Raw genomic sequence first — 17,313 nt, forward strand, 5'->3', positions numbered from 1 at the left:
CAAGGATGGCCATCGCAGCGGCACAGGGCAAGGCGTTTGACGCCCGGCGGTCAGGTCGGTCAGTTGTTCGAGAAGGTCCGAACGATGACCGCCGACTGGAAGATCGCGTTCAGGAAATCGCTCGCGATCTGGAAGTTCTTCGGGTCCAGGCGCGGCAGGACGATGAGTTCATCGCCCGGGGCCGGGCCGACCGTCGGCTCCAGGTCCACCTCGCCGCTCGCGCGGCGGATGATCACGCGGGAGTCGTCGCCACGCAGGCTGTAGCCGCCCGCCGCCTGGATATAGTCCTGGATGCGGCGGTCGCGGCGCCAGACCACCGCCTGCGGGGCGCCCACCTCACCGGCGACCATGACCGTATCGACGCGGTCGGGGATCACGACGGTGTCGCCATCCTCCAGCCGGATGTCGGAACAGCGACCGCCGCGTGCGGCGACAAGCCGGCCTTCGGGCTGGATGCGGCGACCGCGGCTGATCCATTGGTAGACCAACTGGGCTTCCGACGCGCGGATCGTGGACACACCGGTGGTGGTGGAGGTCGCGGTGAACAACTGGCGTTCCAGCCGGTCCAGCGCCTCGTTGATCGACCGCTGCTGTGCGGCGGCCAGGCGGGGCCGCAGCAGGAAGACGGCCGCGGTATTGGCCAGGGTCGGGTTCACCGCGACATGGTCCAGCATCTGGCACAGCGTGATGTCGCGGTCGGCGATCAGCACGGAGGGGCCGATGCGGCTGCCTTCGATCGAGACGCGGATGGTCGGCGCCGGCACGTCGGCGATGAAGGTCACCGCGTCCTGGTCCTGCAACTGCAGGGCCGCGAGTTCCGTCATGGTCGCATAGCGCGACCAGGGCTGCGCATTGCGGGTGCCGCGCACGACGACGTTGGTGGCCGAGGGCAGCGGACCGGCGAGTTCGATCAACTCGCGCCCCGGCATAGTGCGGCCGGCCATCTCGAACAGGTAGTTGTTGCGGATCGCGCCATCGACGCTGACCATCGCGCGCTGGCGCGACACCACGATGGTGTCGCCTTCCTGCAAGCGGAGCGCCGGCAGCGTGCCCCGCGTGAGGAAGGCGTAGAGGTCGATGCGAATGGTCTGGCCGTTGTTGCGCTTGACCTCGATATCCCGGAACGAGCCGCGCGACGGATCGACGCCGCCGGCGCGGGACAGGAAGTCCAGCACCGAGTCGGAGGCCTGGCCGATGTGCCGGCCCGGCGCGCGGACCATGCCGGTCACGAAGACGCCGATGCGGTTCACGCTGACCAGCACGGCATAGACCTGCACCTGCTGGGTGTAGATGCGCTGCACCTGCTGTTCGATCACGCGCTGCAGGTCGCCCGCGCGGGTGCCGGCGACCATGACCGGGCCGATGGTCGGGATGAAGACATTGCCTTCGGGGTCGACGAAACCCGCGACCTCGGCCTCGGTCGCGCCCCAGATGCGGACGCTGATGCGGTCGCCGGGGGTGATCACATAGGACGGGTTCGGCGCGTCGGAGGACACGCCGACCGGGCGGGTAAACAGCGATGCGCCGAAGACCGCGGTCGGGGGGCCCATGCGGCGGTCGACCTCACCCAAGGGGGCGACGGCGGAGGGGCCGCCCTCGGCCTCGGTCGTGGAGCCCTGGCGCACCGTCTGGCGATCGCTGCCGGACAGCAGGTTCGGCATGATCGGCGCCTGGGCGGCACTGCCCGCACCGCCGAAACCGGGCGTGGTTCCGAAGCTTTGCCCCATCCCACCGGGCGCGCCGGCCGAAGCGCCGCCCTGCATGGGGGTATAGCCCTGGCCCGCCGGCTGCGACGCCGTATTGGGGTTCTGCTGCGGCGCCTGTGCATACGCGGGACCTGTCAGCAGCGATCCGCCGACCAGTGCCGTGACAACCCCTCGGGTAAAACGATTCACGCTGGGGCCGTGCCCCGTCGATGCCAAACGACTCGGGGCCAGACGACGCAAGTCTTCAAGACGCATGTTCACGAATCCCAGCGTAAATAAGCCAACCAATACCATAGAGAACAAGTAGAACTGCGCCCATCGAGATCAGGATATAGGCGGCCCGGGGGTAAAGCGGAAATTCCGCCAGATTGGGCTGGACCACGCGCGCCAGGAACAACTGCTGGCGATCGGCTTCCACCCGCGCCTGTTCCAGCGAGGCGGTGGCCGAAGCCAGTTGCCGATCGGCGAATTCGCGTTCCATCAGCAGCCGTTCATAACCGGCGATCTGCTGCGGCAGGGCCAGGTCGCCGGCGGTCGTGCGGCGGCGTTCCTGGGCGATTTCGGTTTCCAGCGCCTGGATGCGATTGCGGAGTACGCCCAGCAACGGATTGTCCCGGCGCATATAGGCGGATTTTTCCTGCAACTCCGCGCGTGTCTGCAGCAGCGCCTGTTCCAGGGTCGCCACGGACACCAGTGCCGCGGAGGCCGTGGCGCTCGGGTCGAGCGAGCGTTCGCGCTCACGGAAGGAAAGCAGTTGCTCCCGTGCCGCCGAAACCCGGCGTTCGGCGACGGCCACTTCGTTCCGGGCGACCTGCACGCTGTCCTCGCGCACGCGTTCGGACAGGCGGTTCACCATGCCCTCGGCCAGGGTCAGCATGGCCGCGTTCAAGGCACGCGAATCCTCGGGGCGGAAGCTGCGGGTCCGGATCGTCGTGATGCCGGTCAACTGGTCGGAGGCGACGGTGACCATGCTGCCGAAATACCAGACAAGCATTTCGGTGGTGGGGGCGTCGCTCCAGAGGCGGGCGATCACATCGGCCTCCGGCCTGCGCCAGATGCTGACGATGCCCGGCGCATCGGCCAGGCTGGTCACCGCGTCATGCGACATCAGGAAATCGCGCACCGCGAGGGCTTCGGTCGGCATCGAGGAGAAACTGCTGCCGCCCATCAGCGCCCCCATGGCACCGCCGCCACCGCCCAGCGATGGCATGGGGGTCCGTCCGCGGACCTGGAACTTGCTCTCGGACAGGTATTGCGGCGTGGCGATGCCATAGAGGTAGGCCGACACCACCAGCAAGGGCAGGATCACGAAGATGACCAGCCCCTTGCGGCGCGCGACGAAGCGCCGGATCCAGGACGGCCGGCGCCGCACCGGGGCCGGCGCTGGGGCCGCTGCGGGGCGCGGCGGCGCGGCCACGATCACCTGCGGCTCGAGGACAGGTGGGGCCGGGGCCGGCGGGACCGCAAGCGGCGCCCGCGCCTGCGGCGCATCGGCGGAGGCATCCTCGAAGACAAGGGGCGCCGCCACCGCAGGCGCCGCCTGCGTGCGCGACGGCCCGGAGGTCGTCTTCTCAGAGTCCGTTATAGGTGGCGATAGCTTCATCGAGGTCATCGTAAAACCTCAGCTTTCCGTCGTGGAGCACGGCGGCGCGGCGGCAATATTGCTTCACCAGGTCCATGCTGTGGGTGACCATGATGAGTGCCGCGCGATCGCGACGCTCCTCGAAGGCGCGGGTGCATTTCTCGGTGAAGCGGGCATCGCCGGCCCCCACGATCTCGTCCACCAGGTAGCATTCGAATTCCATTGCAAAAGAAAGGCCAAGCAGCAGCCGCCCCATCATGCCGGACGAATAGTTGCGGGCCGGTTCGTAGAAATACGGGCCGAGTTCGGCGAATTCCTCGACCTTGGTCAGGGTTTCGGGGATGCCGAGGCCGTAGAGCCGGGCGATGAAGCGGGCATTGTCCGCCCCCGTCATGCTGGCCTGCACCCCGATGCCGAAGCCCATGGGCCAGGAGACGGTCATGGTGCGGGTGATGCGGCCGCTGCTCGGCATGTCCACGCCGCCCAGCAAACGCAACAGGGTCGATTTGCCGGCGCCGTTCCGCCCGAGGATGCCGAGCGCGTCGCCGCGCTCGATCTTGATGTTGATGCCCTTCAGAACGTCCCGCTTGCCGCCGCGGATCGGATGCGCCTTCCAGACATTCTCCAGCAGAAGCATGATCAGCCGCCATCAATACATATGGAGCCGCGGGCGCGCGACCCGCAGCGCCATCAGGCCCAGGAAATTGCTGCCAAGTATCCATTGGCCGACGTAAACCAAGTCATATTGCGCCCGGACCACGGCGCCGAACTGCCCCTCACGCGCCAACTCGTGGATATTGACCAGCGGGATCCACAACATGAAGTCCTGCACCTGCGGCGGCAGCGTATGGACCATGAAGAAGGCGCCCGACAGCGGCATCATGATGTAGGTCATGGGATGCACGATGCGTTCGACGAAATCGCTCACCGCGGCGCCGGCCGCGATGATCATCGAAATGCCGTGCGACAGCAGCGCCATCAGCATGAGCGCCACCGCCAGTTTCAATGGGCCGTCCGGGAGCCTGCCGGTGGCCCAGGCACCGAATGTCACCATCGTCACCATCACGCCGCAGATCGCGAAGTATTCGATCAGGTTGCGCGCGATCATGATGTCCACCAGCAACACGTCGCGATGGTACAACAACGAAAGGTTGGAATGGATCGCCGAGGCCGCCCGCCCGATCATCGACCGGAACATGAAGTACGGCACGTAACCGACCATGAAGAAGAAGATAATCGAAACGCCGGGCATGCCGGCCATGTCATGGTCGCCGCCAGCCTGGATGGCATGCAGGCCGCCGACCAGCCCGCCCAGCATCATCGGTTCAAAGAACAGCCACAGAAACCCGAAGTTGCTGCGGCCAAAACGGGTCTGCAATTCGCGCATCAACAGCGCGTGAACGACCCGCTCCCGCGTCGCCATGACCGCGGCAAGGGTGCCTTCGCGTGAAAACTGCGTGGCAGCCCTTTCGCTCACGGGCGCCCTGCCGCCACACCACCGAGCAGAAGCGGCCGCGCCTGCACCCAGCTTGCCCCCTGCTGGCAATAGACCTGGGTGCTGCGGTCACGCGATCCGCCGATCTGCACTTCACGGCATTCACGGCCGCTGGCCGCGTTCCAGGCGCGCGCGAGGCGGACCGTCACCGCGCCGCCGCCGGAAATGCCGCTGTCAGGCAGCACCATGCGTTCCTGGTCGCCGGGCACCGCGCGCGAGACGAAGGCCGCGACAGGCCCCATCGGTGCGGGGGCGACGGCCGAAGCCTCGACATCCGTACTGCTGCCGAAAAGATTTGACACCCCGCCGCTGCAGCCTGCCGTGAGCATCACCCCGAGCAGGGCAATCGCACGAAGGGGCGCGGCGAGGCCGGCGGGCACGGCGAAGCTGGAGTGGAACACCATCATCGTCGTCTAATACGATAAATTTCTTCGCACCGCAAAAAACCTCCGTGACCATGCAAACGGCGGCCCGGCCGCCGTGACGCCGCGCGACGGGACGTGCTACCGCCCGGACATGCTGGACTCCACCCGCCAAACCGCGATGCCGGCATGACGCGCGCGGCCGCCAGCGGCGGCGGCCCGACCTGGACTCTGTTCCCGCCGCAGCGGTTCGCGCGCCGGTGGGGCGTGGTCGCGACGACCGGCACGGGCGATACCCCCGCCGGCACCGACGCCGCGACATTTGCGGCCATGGTCCACGCTCATCGCCTTGGCGGTCCGCCCGACCTGCCCGACCCGGGGCATGCCGCCCTGGCTGTCGCGCGCCATGGTGCGATCCTGGTCCTTGACCCCTGCACCCCGCGCCCCGATGCCGCGGCGCGCGCGGCGGTCGCGGCCAGGCTTGGCATCGTGCTGACCCAGGCGGTCGCCCGTGCCGCTGGCCGCCCCGTGCTGGTATTGCCGCATCCCTCCGCGCCCCATCGCGCCCGCCCGGCCCTGGTCGCCTGGCCTGGCGCGCGCGTATTGCCGCATCGGCTCGCTTCCTGGACCCTGTTGGATGCGGCGGCGGAAATCCATCTGGTGGCGCCCGCCCCTGGCGAACACGACCCCATCGCCGCCCTGGCGGGTGCGGCCGCCATCCCGCTGTTCATGGACGGCCAGGCGCGCGACGCCACCGCCGCCTGGATTGCGGCCCTGGCGGCGACGGTCTGGACCTGCCCGTTCCACGGCACGCCGATCGCCCCCGCCGACGGCCTGGCCCTGCTGGCCCAATGGCGCATGGTCGCGGCGCAGAATCGTCGGGTCGCCGCCATCACTGGCATTCCGGTGTGGAAGCGGGCCTCGCTGGCGCCGTTGTTCGCCCATGCCCGTGGCACGCCGGCGTTCCGCGCGGCGCCGGGGGCGGCGTTGAAGCGCGCGGAAAAGCGCCATGGCGCGCTGGTTGCCTGGGCCAGCGCCATGCCGCCCGCCCTGCCCGCGGCCGCCGCCGCCGCCGGCGTGCCCCTGCTGCGGCTGGAGGATGGGTTTGTCCGTGGCGCCGGCCTCGGCGCGCGTTTCCTGCCCGGGGCGTCATGGTGCCTGGACAGCCAGGGCGTGCATTACGACCCCGCCGCGCCATCGGACCTGGAGGCGCTGTTGCAGGCGGGCGGCGTCCCGGCGGCGGTCCTGGCCCGGGCGGCGGCCCTGCGCGACACCATCGTCCGGCGCGGGGTCAGCAAGTATAATCTCGCGCCGCACCCCGCCCCCGCCCTGCCCGCCGGCCGCCGCATCGTGCTGGTCACGGGCCAGGTGGAGGATGATGCCTCGATGCGCGCGGTGACCGGCGCCGTGCGCAGCAACCTGGCCCTGCTGCGCGCGGTGCGGGCGGCCGAACCGGACGGCTATATCCTTTACAAGCCGCATCCCGACCTGGTCGCGGGCTATCGCCACGGCCGCATCGCCCAAGCCGATCTGGTGGGCCTGGCCGATGCCGTGGAGACCGCAACCCCCCTGCCCGGCCTGCTGCCGCATGTGCATGCGCTGCACACCATCACCTCGCTGTCGGGGTTCGAGGCGCTGTTGCGCGGCGTACCCGTCATTTGCTGGGGCCAGCCCGCCTATGCCGGCTGGGGCCTGACGGAGGATCGCGACCCCATCCCGCGTCGCACCCGCCGGCTGACCCTGGATGAGTTGGTCGCGGGGATGCTGATCCTCTACCCGCGCTACCTGGATCCGGTGACGCGGCTGCCCTGCGGGCCGGAAATCCTGCTGGACCGGCTGGGCGATGCGTCGCTGTGGCGCGGCTCGCCCTGGGCGGTCCATCGCGAAGTGCAGGGTTTTGTCACGCGATTCTTTGCCCGACTTCGGCGACTGTCATGACCATCGCCCATGTCGTCATCACGGGTGCCTCGCGCGGGCTGGGTGCCGCCCTGGCGCTGCGTTTCGCCGCACCGGGCGTGCGGCTGGGGCTGGTCGCGCGGTCGGCCGAGGGCCTGGCGGCAACCGCCGCCGCATGCACCGCGCGCGGGGCCTTGGTCGCCACCGCCGCGCTGGATGTGCGGGATGCGGCGGGGCTGGGGGCGGTGCTGGCGGCGTGGCAGGCGCTGGCCCCGATCGATTGCGCCATCGCCAATGCCGGCGTGTCGGGCGGCACCCGCCCCGATGGCGCGCCGGAGGGCCTGGACAGCGCCACCCGCCAGATCGGCGTGAACCTGCAAGGGGCACTGAACCTGATCGAACCGCTCTGGCCGGCCATGGCGGCGGCGCGGGTCGGGCGAATCGCGGTGGTGTCTTCCATCTCCGCCCTGCGCGGCCTGCCGGACATCCCCGCCTATTGCGCCAGCAAGGCCGGGTTGCGCGCCTATGGCGAGGCGCTGCGCGCGCGGTTGCGGCCGCGTGGGGTGACGGTGACGGTGCTGTGCCCGGGGTTTTTCGAAAGCGACATGAGCCGGCGGTTTTTGGGGGGCAAGCCCGGGACGGTGGCGCTGGAGGAGGCAGCGGCGCGCTGCCACGCCGCGATCCTGCGCGGCCGGGGGCGGCTGACCTTTCCCTGGCATCTGGCGGTGGGGCTGCGGCTGCTGGACCTGTTGCCGGCCGGGGTGTCGGACCTGGTGGCGCGGCGGGTGCGGTTCCGGATCGCGCCGGAATAGGGTCAGTCCTCCATCACGCGCCCGGCGCGATGGCGTTGCAGCAGCCAGAACCCGATCACGGCCGCGATGACGAAGAGCGCCGCGGCCAGCGCCATCTGCCAGACGCCGTCCACCCGGACCCCCTTGCCCAACAAGGCAAAGATCACCGTCTGCGGCAGGTAGCCGATGGCCGAGGCGACCAGGAACGGCCCCGCCGCGATCCCCGCCATCCCGGCCAGCAGGTTCAGCGCCAGGTTGTTCCCGATCGGCAACAGCCGCAGTGCCAGGGTCGCGCCAAACGGGTTGTTCACCAGCGTGTCCCGCAACGGCCGGATGCGCGGCCCGAACCGCCCGGCCAGCCGGCGTTCGGCCCAGGCCTTTCCGATCAGCCGGGCCCAGCCAAAGGCCAGGGCCGCGCCAACCACCTGGGCCGCCAGCGCCAGCGCCGACCCGGCCACCGCCCCAAAGGCATAGCCGCCGACAAAGGCCACCGCCTGGCGCGGCACGCCGACGGCCGAGGCCAGGGTGCCCACCGCGACGAACAGGATTTCCGCCAGCACGCCGCCGCCGGCCAGGTATTGGTCGGCCCAGGCGGTGCCGGGTGCGACCCCCAGGGTCCGCAACAGCCATCCCGCCGCCGCCAGCCCCAGCGCCAGCACCAACAATTTGAGCAGGGAATCGCGCCGCCGGGACGCGGCGGCAGGCCTGGTCACGGCGCGGGCGGCAGAGCCGTCGCGACCGGCCGGCGCCAGCGCCGTTGCAGCCAGATCACGCCGACCAGATCCATGAAGGCGACCAGCAGCCGATCCAGCGTGCCGTAGTTGCTGGTGCCGCGCAGCCGGGGCCGGTGGTTGACCGGTTCGCTGACGACCCGTGCCCCGGCGCGCAGCGCCAGCGCCGGCAGATAGCGGTGCATGTGGTCGAAGGCCGGCAATTCCAGGAACAGCCGGCGCGGAAACACCTTCAGCCCGCAGCCGGTATCCGGGGTCGCATCGCCCAGCAGCCAGGCGCGGAAACGGTTGGCGAGGCGGCTGGTGATGCGCTTGACCTGCGTGTCGCGGCGGTTGACCCGATGGCCCGCGACCAGCACGTCGCCGCCGGTCGTGCCGGCTTCGGCCTGGGCGCGTGCCAGTAGGCTGGGGATGTCGGCAGGATCGTTCTGCCCGTCGCCGTCCAGGGTCGCGATCCAGGTGCCGCGGGCCGCCCGCACGCCCGAAACGATCGCCGCCGACTGGCCGCAGGATGTCGCATGGCGCCAGGCCCGGACCCGCGGGTCGGCGGCGGCGGCGGCGGCCAGGACCGCATCGGTGCCGTCGCTGCCACCGTCATCGACGCAGATCACCTCATGCGGCGTGTCGCCCAGGGCCGCCGCGATCTCGGCCAGCAGGGGGCCCGCGTTGGTGGCCTCGTTCTTCATCGGGATGACCACCGACACCAGCGGCGCGGGGTCCCCCGGTTCGGGGCGGCGGTCGGCAGGGACGTCGGTCACGGGGATCTGGCTTTTCGCGCGCATCGGGCAGGGAAGGTCCGGGCCCGCCCCGGCCCGCGCCTGCCGGTAGCAGGGGGCGGCCCATCGCGGCAAGCATGGGCGCCCCTCCAGGAGGCGTCGTCCCGCGGCGTCGTGCCAAACCCGGCATGTGCGGTTAGGGAAAGGCGCCCTATATTGCTTGTTGAAATGCCCTTCGACGCCCAACCCCCGACCGCCGCCCAGCCGCAACGTGCCACGAACGGCCGTCCCAGGGCCGTGGCCATCTGGCTTTTGACCGTCTGCGGCCTGATCTGGGCCATGGTCGCGATCGGCGGGGCGACGCGGCTCACCGGCTCCGGCCTGTCGATCATGGAATGGGCGCCACTGTCGGGCATCCTGCCGCCGATGTCCGACGCCGAATGGCAACGGCTCTACGACCTGTATCGTACGGTACCTCAATACGCGCTGGTCAATGCCGGGTTCGGGATGGAGGGGTTCCAGCGGATTTTCTGGCTGGAATGGATTCATCGCTTCTGGGGGCGGATGCTGGGCTTCGCCTTCGCCGTGCCGATGCTGGTCTTCTGGGTGCGGGGGCACCTGCCGCGGGGGCTTTTGCCGCGATTGCTGCTGCTGCTGGTGCTGGGCGGGCTGCAGGGGGGTGTCGGCTGGTTCATGGTGGCCAGCGGATTCCAGGCCGATCGCACCAGCGTGTCGCCCTATCGCCTCGTGCTGCACCTGGGGCTGGCGCTGGTGCTGTTCGCCTTTGTCTTCTGGACCGCCCTGGATTTGTTGCGGCCCGAACGCACCGCGCCCGCGACTGCCGCGCCGTTGCGCCGGCTGGTGCATGCCACGGCCGGGCTCGTGGTGCTGACCATGCTGGCCGGCGGGTTCGTCGCGGGGCTTCGGGCCGGGCTCGACTTCAACACCTGGCCGTTGATGGAGGGGCGGCTGGTGCCGCCGGGCTATCTGGCCGATGGCTGGCACAGCATGACGCACGACATCGCGACGGTGCAGTTCCACCACCGCCTGCTGGCGACGCTGGCGGGCTTCGCCGCATTGGCCGCGACCTGGACCGGCCTTCGCACCCTGGCCCCTGGTTTCGCCCGCACGGCCTTGCTGGCGCTGGGTGTCGCGGTCACGGTGCAATACGCGCTTGGCATCGCGACCTTGCTGCATGCGGTGCCGGTCGGCCTGGGCACCTTGCACCAGGCCGTCGCGGTGGCGGTGCTGGCGGCGGTCCTTGCCGCGATGCACGGATTGCGGCGGGGACGGGTGGCGACGTGAACGACCAGCCCGGGACAGCAGACACGCCAGCCGCCGCGCGCCCGATCGGGCTGGGCGAAGCGCTGCACAGGTTGCCGGCCGGCATCCTGCTGTTCGATGCGGCGCATCGCCTGGTCTTTGCCTCCGACTCGATCCTGGTGTCCGCCGGCCTCGCCCCGCAGAGCCTGCCGGCCGGCATGCCGCTGGCCGATGTCAGCCGCTTGTTCGCCTTCCGCGGCATGTTCGGTCCCGGCGACCCGCAGGAGCGCGCGGATGCGGCGATGCGGCTGGACCGCCGCAAGCCGATGCGCCGCATCACGCGCACCACGGACGGCCGCGTCTTCGAACTCGTCAGCGAACCGCTGGCCGATGGCGGTTTCATCAGCCTCGCCACCAATGTCACGGCCTTCGCGACCGCCGAGGCCGAGGCGATGCTCATCGCCCGCCAGGTGCAGGGCGTGCTTGAGGGGTTGCGCGCCGGCGTCGCGATGTTCGGGCCGAACCGGGAACTCAGCCTGCACAACCACGCCTATGAGGCGTTGCTGGGCGCGCCGCCGGGGTCGCTGCACACCGGCATGACCTTGCGGCGCATCTACGAGATCCTTTCCGCGCGCGGGGAATACAGCAACACCGACAACCCCGATTTCGTGCAGCACCGGCTTGCGCTCGACCGGAGCTTACCGCTGACGATGGTGCGGGAGCGGCCGAATGGCCGGGTCCTGCGCTCATCCTCCACACCCACGCCCGATGGCGGCTTTGTCATCGAGATCGATGACCTGACCGACCTGAAGCGGGCCGAGGATCAGGCGCGCCATCGCGCCGCCCTGCTGCATGGCGTGCTGGCGACGCTGCCGCATGGGGTCTGCGTCTTCGGCGCCGATCACCGCATGACGATGATGAACGACGCCCATGCAAGGTTGCAGGGCGAGGATGCGTCGGCCGTCGGCAAGCATATGGAGGACCTGCTGGCGGCCCGCCACGCCCAGGGCGAGTACGGCGACACGCCGCTCGAAGAGGTGCTGCGCCATCGCTACGCCTGGCAGAGTTCGGGCCAGGCCGAATGGGTGCGCCAGCGACCGAATGGCACCGTGCTGGTCATTCGCATGGCCAGGCTGCCGGATGGCGGGCATCTGTCCGTCGCCACCGACATCACCGCGCTGACGAGGGCGCAGGAAGAAGCCCGCGTGCAGGCGGTGCGCAACGACATCATGCTGGCGAATATCCGCCATGGCGTGACGCTGTTCGACGCCAGGGGCCGGCTGATCTCGGCCAATGCCCTGGCAGCGCAGCTCTGTGGCCTGACCCTGGCCGATCTGCCGCCCGGCATCCGGATCGAGGATGTTCGGGCCAAGCAGGCGGCCCTCGGTGAATTCGGCGAGGTCGCCGAGACCGAGGCCTTCGTCCGCACGCGCACCAAGGCCTTCGGCGCGGACCGCTACAGCCGCGTCCGGCCGAACGGCACGATCCTGGAAATCACCACGGACCCGACGCCGGATGGCGGCTTCGTCCGCACCTTCACCGACGTCACCGAGGAACGCCGGGTGCGGGCCGAGTTGGAAAGCGCCAAGGAAGCGGCCGAGGAAGCCAATCGCGCGAAATCCCGTTTCCTGACGACGATGACGCATGAATTGCGCACGCCGCTGAACGCGGTGATCGGCTTTTCCGACGCGCTGCTGTCCCAGGCCAGCGCCGGCACGGTCGATCGCGCCGACGCGCTGGAGTTTTCCCGCGCGATCAACGACGCGGGGCGGCACCTGCTGTCGCTGATCGACGACATCCTGGATGTCGCGCGGGCCGAGGGCAGCGGCATGGCGGCCAATGCCGTGCCGCTCGACCTGCCATCGCTCGTGCAGGGGGTCGCACGGGTCATGCGGGCCCAGGCGGTCGCGGCCGGCCTCGCTCTATCGGTCGAACTGCCGCCGGACCTGCCGCGGGTGCTGGCCGATGAGAAGCGGTTGCGCCAGGTGCTGCTGAACCTGGTGAGCAATGCGGTGAAGTTCACCGAACGCGGCGGCCAGGTGCGCATCCTGGTGCAGCGGCCCGATGCGCCCGGCGCGCAGGACCTGATCATGGCCGTGCGTGACACCGGCATCGGCATCGCGGCCGACGACATCCCGCGCGCCTTCGAACCCTTCGTGCAGTTGGAAACCGCTTTGTCGCGGCGCTTCAGCGGTTCGGGCCTCGGGCTGCACCTGTCGCGCACCCTGGCGCGCGCGATGGGCTTCGACCTTACGCTGGACAGCGAAATCGGGCGCGGCACCACCGTCGCGCTCACCATTCCGGCCACCCATCTGGTGGTCCAGGAGACGACGTCATGACCGATGCGATCGCCGCGACCGACCGCCTGTTCTTCGCCGACATGGACCCCGACGCCGCGCGCCGCCTGACGCGCCACGCGCTGGAGGGGCAGGAGGATGGCGAACTCTTCCTGGAATACCGGCAGAGCGAGAGCACCTCGCTGGAAGATGGCCGCATCCGCAGTGCGTCCTTCGATACCTCGCGCGGGTTTGGCCTGCGCGGCGTGTCGGGCGAAACGGCGGCCTATGCCCATGCCGGGGAGATCAGCGAGGCCGCCCTGGCGCGCGCCGCCGAAACGGTGCGCGCGGCGCGGCCGGGCCAGGCCGGGGCCGTCGCGGTCGGGCCGCGGGCCACCAATGCCCAGCTCTACGACCCCGCCAATCCGCTGTCGGCGATGGATTTCCCGGCCAAGGCCGCGCTGCTGGCCGAGATGGACGCCTATGCCCGCGCCCGCGATTCCCGCGTGACGCAGGTGATGGCCAACCTGACCGGCGAATGGCAGGCGGTGCGGATCATCCGCACCGAGGCCGATGTCGCGGACCTGCGGCCGCTGGTGCGGCTGAACGTTTCGGTCGTGGTGGAACAGAACGGCCGGCGCGAAACTGGTTCCTACGGCACCGGCGGACGCTTCACCTATGCGCGGGTGACCACGCCCGACGTGTGGCGCGCGGCGGTGGACGAGGCGCTGCGCCAGGCGGTGCTGAACCTGGATGCCGTGCCGGCGCCGGCGGGCGAGATGACCGTCGTGCTCGGCTCCGGCTGGCCCGGCATCCTGCTGCACGAAGCCATCGGCCATGGGTTGGAGGGCGACTTCAACCGCAAGAAGACCTCCGCCTTCGCCGGGCTGCTGGGCCAGCGCATCGCCGCCCCCGGCGTGACCGTGGTCGATGACGGCACCATCCCCGACCGGCGCGGCAGCCTGACCGTGGATGACGAAGGCACGCCATCCGGCCGCACCGTGATGATCGAGGACGGCATCCTGGTCGGCTTCATCCAGGACCGGCAGAACGCGCGGCTGATGGGCGTGGCCCCCACCGGCAACGGCCGGCGCCAGAGCCATGCGCATATCCCCATGCCGCGCATGACCAACACGGTGATGATGAACGGCCAGCACGACCCGGCGGAGATCATCGCCTCGGTCAAGAACGGCCTGTACGCGGTGAACTTCGGTGGCGGCTCGGTGGATATCACCAGCGGAAAATTCGTGTTCAGCGCGTCGGAAGCCTATCTGATCGAGGATGGGAAGGTGACCGCCCCGGTCAAGGGCGCGACGCTGATCGGCGATGGTCCCTCGGCGCTGACCAAGGTGTCGATGGTGGGTCACGACATGGCGCTGGATGCGGGTGTCGGCACCTGCGGCAAGAACGGCCAGGGCGTGCCGGTGGGTGTGGGCCAGCCGACGATGCGGATGGATGGGCTGACGGTCGGCGGCACCGCTGTTCGTTGAGTTCCTGATCGCCACCGTCGCCATGGCGGCGGCGACGGTGGTGCAATTGGCGGCGGGGCTGGGGCTGTCGATGGTGGCCGTGCCGCCGCTGGTGGCGCTGGATCCGCGCTTCGTGCCAGGGCCGCTGCTGGCGGCGGGCGCGTTGCTGATGTTCGGGCAATGGCGCGCCGATGCGCGGTCCGTGCCCAAGGGCATCCTGGGCTGGGCCGTGGCGGGGCTGGCGGTTGGCACCGCGCTCGGCATGGGCTTGGCGACCGTGGCCCCGCATCTGGCCAGCCGGCGGGGTTTTGGGGTCGTGATCCTGCTGGCCGTGGCGCTGGCCGTCACCGTGCCACGGCTGCGTCCGACGCCGCCGATCCTGCTGGCGGCGGGGTTCATCTCCGGCGCCATGGGCGGGTTTTCCGGCGTGCATGGGCCGCTGATCGCGCTGACCCTGGTGCATCTGCCGGCGCAGGCGGTGCGTGGGATTCTTGGGCTGTTCTGGCTGATCGCCTACGCGATGATCGTGCCGGTCGGCGCTATCGCCGGCCGGTTCGGCGCGGCCGAGGCCTGGATGACCCTGGCCCTGCTGCCGGGGCTGGCGCTGGGCGTGCTGCTGGCACGACCGGCGCGGGCCTGGCTGACCGGGCCGCGGCTGCGCCCGGTCATCCTGGCGATCAGCGCCGTGTCGGGGCTGCTGCTGGTGGGCCTCGGCTGATCAGCCGACGTCCATCTGCAGACCCTCGCGCCGGATCACCGTCGCCCATTTGTCGATTTCCGCCCGCACAAAGGTCGCGAAGGTGTCCGGGTCGGTCGCCGCCGCCACGCCGCCCATGGTCACGAAGCGCGCCTGGGTGGCGGGGTCGTTGACCAGGGCCTGGATCTCGCTGTTCAGCGCCCGGATGACCGGCGCCGGCGTGGCACCCGGCAGGAACATCCCGAACCAGGTCGAGACGTCATAGGGTGCGAGGTCCGGCATCGTCTCCCGCGCCGCCGGCACGTCCGGCAACTGGCTGTTGCGCTCCGCACTGGTCACCGCCAGCGCCCGCACGCGCCCCGCGCGGATCTGTTCGATCGCGGTGGTCAGGTTGTCGAACATGAACTGGATATTGCCCGCGACGAGTTCGATCGCCGCCGGCCCCGCGCCACGGAAGGGCACGTGGATCGCCTCGGTCCCCGTCAACTGGGTGAACCACACGGCCGACAGATGCGGCGACTGGCCGACGCCGGGCGAGCCATAGGATTTGGTCCCCGGGTTCGCCTTCAACCAGGCGACGAATTCCGGCACCGTATTCGCCGGCACCGACGGATGCACCACCAGCACATTCGGCCCGCGGATCATGCAGGACACGGGGGCCAGTTGATCCGGCCGATACGGCAGGTTGCGGAACAGCGAATAGGCGATCGCCTGCGGCCCGATATTGCCCGACAGGATGGTCAGCCCATCCGGCGCGGCGCGCACGACGTCCATCGTGCCGATCACCCCGCCGGCGCCGGAGCGGTTTTCCGCCACCACATTCACCCCCCAGCGGGGCGACAGATGGGCCGCCAGCATGCGCGACATGATGTCGGTGGTGCCGCCCGGGGCGGCCGGCGTCACGATCCGGACCGGCCCGGCCGGGCGCCAGGCGGGGGCTTGCGCCGCGGCGCTGCGGATCAGGGCAGGCAAGCCAAGGCTGGACAGCAGCACGGCGCGGCGCGGCGAAAGGGGCATGGGCGGAACCTCCGTTTTTGGTCTTGTTGTTGCCAGCATGACCGCGCCCGCCGTGCGGCGAAAGGTTCTATCGACGCGGCGCCTCCAGCCGGTCCGCGTCACGCAAGGCCGGGAACATCCGCGCCCAGGCAAAGGCCGCCGCCACCGCGCCCACGCCGCCGATCACGACGGCCGGCACCGCGCCGAACGCCGCTGCCATCAGGCCGGATTCGAATTCGCCCAATTCGTTGGACGCGCCCACCATCACCGATTGCGCGGCACTGACCCGCCCGCGCATGTGGTCGGGCGTGCGCAACTGCATCAGCGCGTTGCGGATGATCTGGCTGACCGTATCCGCCGCCCCCGCCACCATCAGCAGGCCCAGCGCCAGCCACAGGTTGGAAGCCAGGCCAAAGCCCGTCATCGCGACGCCAAACACACCGACCGAGACGAACAGGCTGCGCCCGACCCGCGCGCCCAGCGGGCGCCATGACAGCACCGTCGCCATGCCAAGCGCCCCCACGGCCGGGGCCGCGCGCAGCAGCCCCAGGGCCCAGGGGCCGGCGCGAAACACCTCATCGACAAAGATCGGCAACAGCGCCGTGGCACCGCCCAGCAGCACCGCGACCAGGTCCAGGCTCAGCGCGCCCAGCAGCACGGGTTGCGACCAGATGAAGCGGTAGCCCTCGACCAGGTTCGCCAGGGATGCGCGGGGCTGCCGGGCTGCCGCCGGGCGCGCGCCGATGGCGATGGAAAAGCCGGTCGCGGCGCAGAACAGCAGGGCCGCCGTCACGAAGGGCAGCAGCGGATCGACCGCATAGAGCAACCCACCCGCCACCGGCGCCGACAGCCGGGCGACCTGGCTGGCCGAGGTGGTCATCGCCAGCGCCCGCGACAGCCCGCCCGGCGGGACCAGGCTCGGCAACAGCGCCTTGGCGGCCGGGTTGCGGAAGGCCTTGGCCGAGGCGATCAGCACCACGGCCAGGAAGATGGGCCAGACGGCGCTGGCCTGGGCGATCACGCACAAGGCGACCGCCCCCGCCGTCAGCGCGGCACCGCAGCCGACCATGATGCCGCGCCGGTCGGAGCGGTCGGCGACCAGCCCCGTGACCAGCGACAAGGACAGCACCGGCAGGAAGCCGGCCAGCCCGATCATCCCGAGTGCGAAGGCGCTGCCGGTGCGCGCGTAGACCATCCAGCCGACCGCGACGACAATCACCTCCTGCCCCGCGATCATCAGGGTATTGGCGGCGACGTAATGGCGGAAGGTATTGGGGGGCCGGGTGGTTTCGGTCACGCCGGCACTGCTGGCGTTCGGTCTCGCCCGGCGCAA

The 17,313-nt window shown here is 70.3% G+C and carries 15 protein-coding genes; 6 read left to right on the plus strand and 9 right to left on the minus strand.

Annotated elements, in window-relative coordinates; translation table 11 throughout:
* Window positions 1-59: 59 nt before the first annotated feature.
* The 5 genes from ACQW02_RS16795 to ACQW02_RS16815 are packed head-to-tail and all read right to left on the minus strand — an operon-like array spanning window position 60 to window position 5,190.
* Entirely contained in the window at window positions 60-1,895 is a 1,836-nt protein-coding gene (locus ACQW02_RS16795; protein ID WP_431281067.1) for a polysaccharide biosynthesis/export family protein, read from the minus strand.
* Between the two features lie 55 nt (window positions 1,896-1,950).
* A complete protein-coding gene (locus ACQW02_RS16800; protein WP_431281068.1) occupies window positions 1,951-3,234 on the minus strand; it encodes a capsule biosynthesis protein in 1,284 nt (427 codons plus the stop codon).
* Window positions 3,235-3,277: 43 nt separating this feature from the next.
* On the minus strand, window positions 3,278-3,925 hold the full coding sequence (locus ACQW02_RS16805) for an ABC transporter ATP-binding protein (protein ID WP_431281069.1): 648 nt from the start codon (window positions 3,923-3,925) through the stop codon (window positions 3,278-3,280).
* A 12-nt stretch (window positions 3,926-3,937) separates the two neighbouring features.
* Window positions 3,938-4,834, minus strand: a complete 897-nt coding sequence (locus ACQW02_RS16810) for an ABC transporter permease (protein ID WP_431281070.1) — start codon at window positions 4,832-4,834, stop codon at window positions 3,938-3,940.
* On the minus strand, window positions 4,762-5,190 hold the full coding sequence (locus ACQW02_RS16815; protein WP_431281071.1) for a hypothetical protein: 429 nt from the start codon (window positions 5,188-5,190) through the stop codon (window positions 4,762-4,764). Before ACQW02_RS16815 ends, ACQW02_RS16810 begins: the two co-directional genes overlap by 73 nt.
* A gap of 144 nt (window positions 5,191-5,334) precedes the next feature.
* On the opposite strand from ACQW02_RS16815, the gene ACQW02_RS16820 reads away from it, so the two are divergent.
* Together ACQW02_RS16820 and ACQW02_RS16825 are read left to right on the plus strand one after the other, a co-directional pair.
* A complete protein-coding gene (locus tag ACQW02_RS16820; RefSeq protein ID WP_431281072.1) occupies window positions 5,335-7,083 on the plus strand; it encodes a capsule biosynthesis protein in 1,749 nt (582 codons plus the stop codon).
* The gene (locus ACQW02_RS16825; RefSeq protein ID WP_431281073.1) at window positions 7,080-7,853 is read left to right on the plus strand and encodes an SDR family NAD(P)-dependent oxidoreductase; all 774 of its coding nucleotides are present in this window, start codon (window positions 7,080-7,082) and stop codon (window positions 7,851-7,853) included. Before ACQW02_RS16820 ends, ACQW02_RS16825 begins: the two co-directional genes overlap by 4 nt.
* 2 nt (window positions 7,854-7,855) lie before the next feature.
* Here the strand turns inward: ACQW02_RS16825 and ACQW02_RS16830 are convergent, their stop codons facing one another.
* Together ACQW02_RS16830 and ACQW02_RS16835 are read right to left on the minus strand one after the other, a co-directional pair.
* Window positions 7,856-8,545: a TVP38/TMEM64 family protein gene (locus tag ACQW02_RS16830; protein ID WP_431281074.1), complete on the minus strand. Its 690-nt coding sequence runs from the start codon at window positions 8,543-8,545 to the stop codon at window positions 7,856-7,858.
* Window positions 8,542-9,321: a glycosyltransferase family 2 protein gene (locus tag ACQW02_RS16835; RefSeq protein ID WP_431281075.1), complete on the minus strand. Its 780-nt coding sequence runs from the start codon at window positions 9,319-9,321 to the stop codon at window positions 8,542-8,544. Before ACQW02_RS16835 ends, ACQW02_RS16830 begins: the two co-directional genes overlap by 4 nt.
* A 255-nt stretch (window positions 9,322-9,576) precedes the next feature.
* Between ACQW02_RS16835 and ACQW02_RS16840 the strand changes: the two genes are divergently transcribed.
* Genes ACQW02_RS16840 through ACQW02_RS16855 form a run of 4 tightly spaced genes read left to right on the plus strand, consistent with a single transcriptional unit; the run spans window position 9,577 to window position 15,005 of the window.
* A complete protein-coding gene (locus ACQW02_RS16840) occupies window positions 9,577-10,584 on the plus strand; it encodes a COX15/CtaA family protein (RefSeq protein ID WP_431281076.1) in 1,008 nt (335 codons plus the stop codon).
* Entirely contained in the window at window positions 10,581-12,881 is a 2,301-nt protein-coding gene (locus tag ACQW02_RS16845; RefSeq protein WP_431281077.1) for a PAS-domain containing protein, read from the plus strand. Before ACQW02_RS16840 ends, ACQW02_RS16845 begins: the two co-directional genes overlap by 4 nt.
* Window positions 12,878-14,308: a metalloprotease TldD gene (gene tldD, locus ACQW02_RS16850; RefSeq protein ID WP_431281078.1), complete on the plus strand. Its 1,431-nt coding sequence runs from the start codon at window positions 12,878-12,880 to the stop codon at window positions 14,306-14,308. Before ACQW02_RS16845 ends, tldD begins: the two co-directional genes overlap by 4 nt.
* A 22-nt stretch (window positions 14,309-14,330) precedes the next feature.
* Window positions 14,331-15,005: a TSUP family transporter gene (locus ACQW02_RS16855; protein ID WP_431281079.1), complete on the plus strand. Its 675-nt coding sequence runs from the start codon at window positions 14,331-14,333 to the stop codon at window positions 15,003-15,005.
* Here ACQW02_RS16855 and ACQW02_RS16860 read toward each other — a convergent pair whose 3' ends face one another.
* Both ACQW02_RS16860 and ACQW02_RS16865 read right to left on the minus strand, forming a co-directional pair.
* Entirely contained in the window at window positions 15,006-16,001 is a 996-nt protein-coding gene (locus ACQW02_RS16860) for a Bug family tripartite tricarboxylate transporter substrate binding protein (protein ID WP_431281080.1), read from the minus strand.
* 67 nt (window positions 16,002-16,068) lie between these two features.
* Window positions 16,069-17,277, minus strand: coding sequence for an MFS transporter (locus ACQW02_RS16865; protein WP_431281081.1), 1,209 nt, complete (start codon window positions 17,275-17,277; stop codon window positions 16,069-16,071).
* Window positions 17,278-17,313 lie beyond the last annotated feature (36 nt).

This window comes from Humitalea sp. 24SJ18S-53 (genome assembly GCF_050632385.1).
GTDB lineage: Bacteria > Pseudomonadota > Alphaproteobacteria > Acetobacterales > Acetobacteraceae > Humitalea.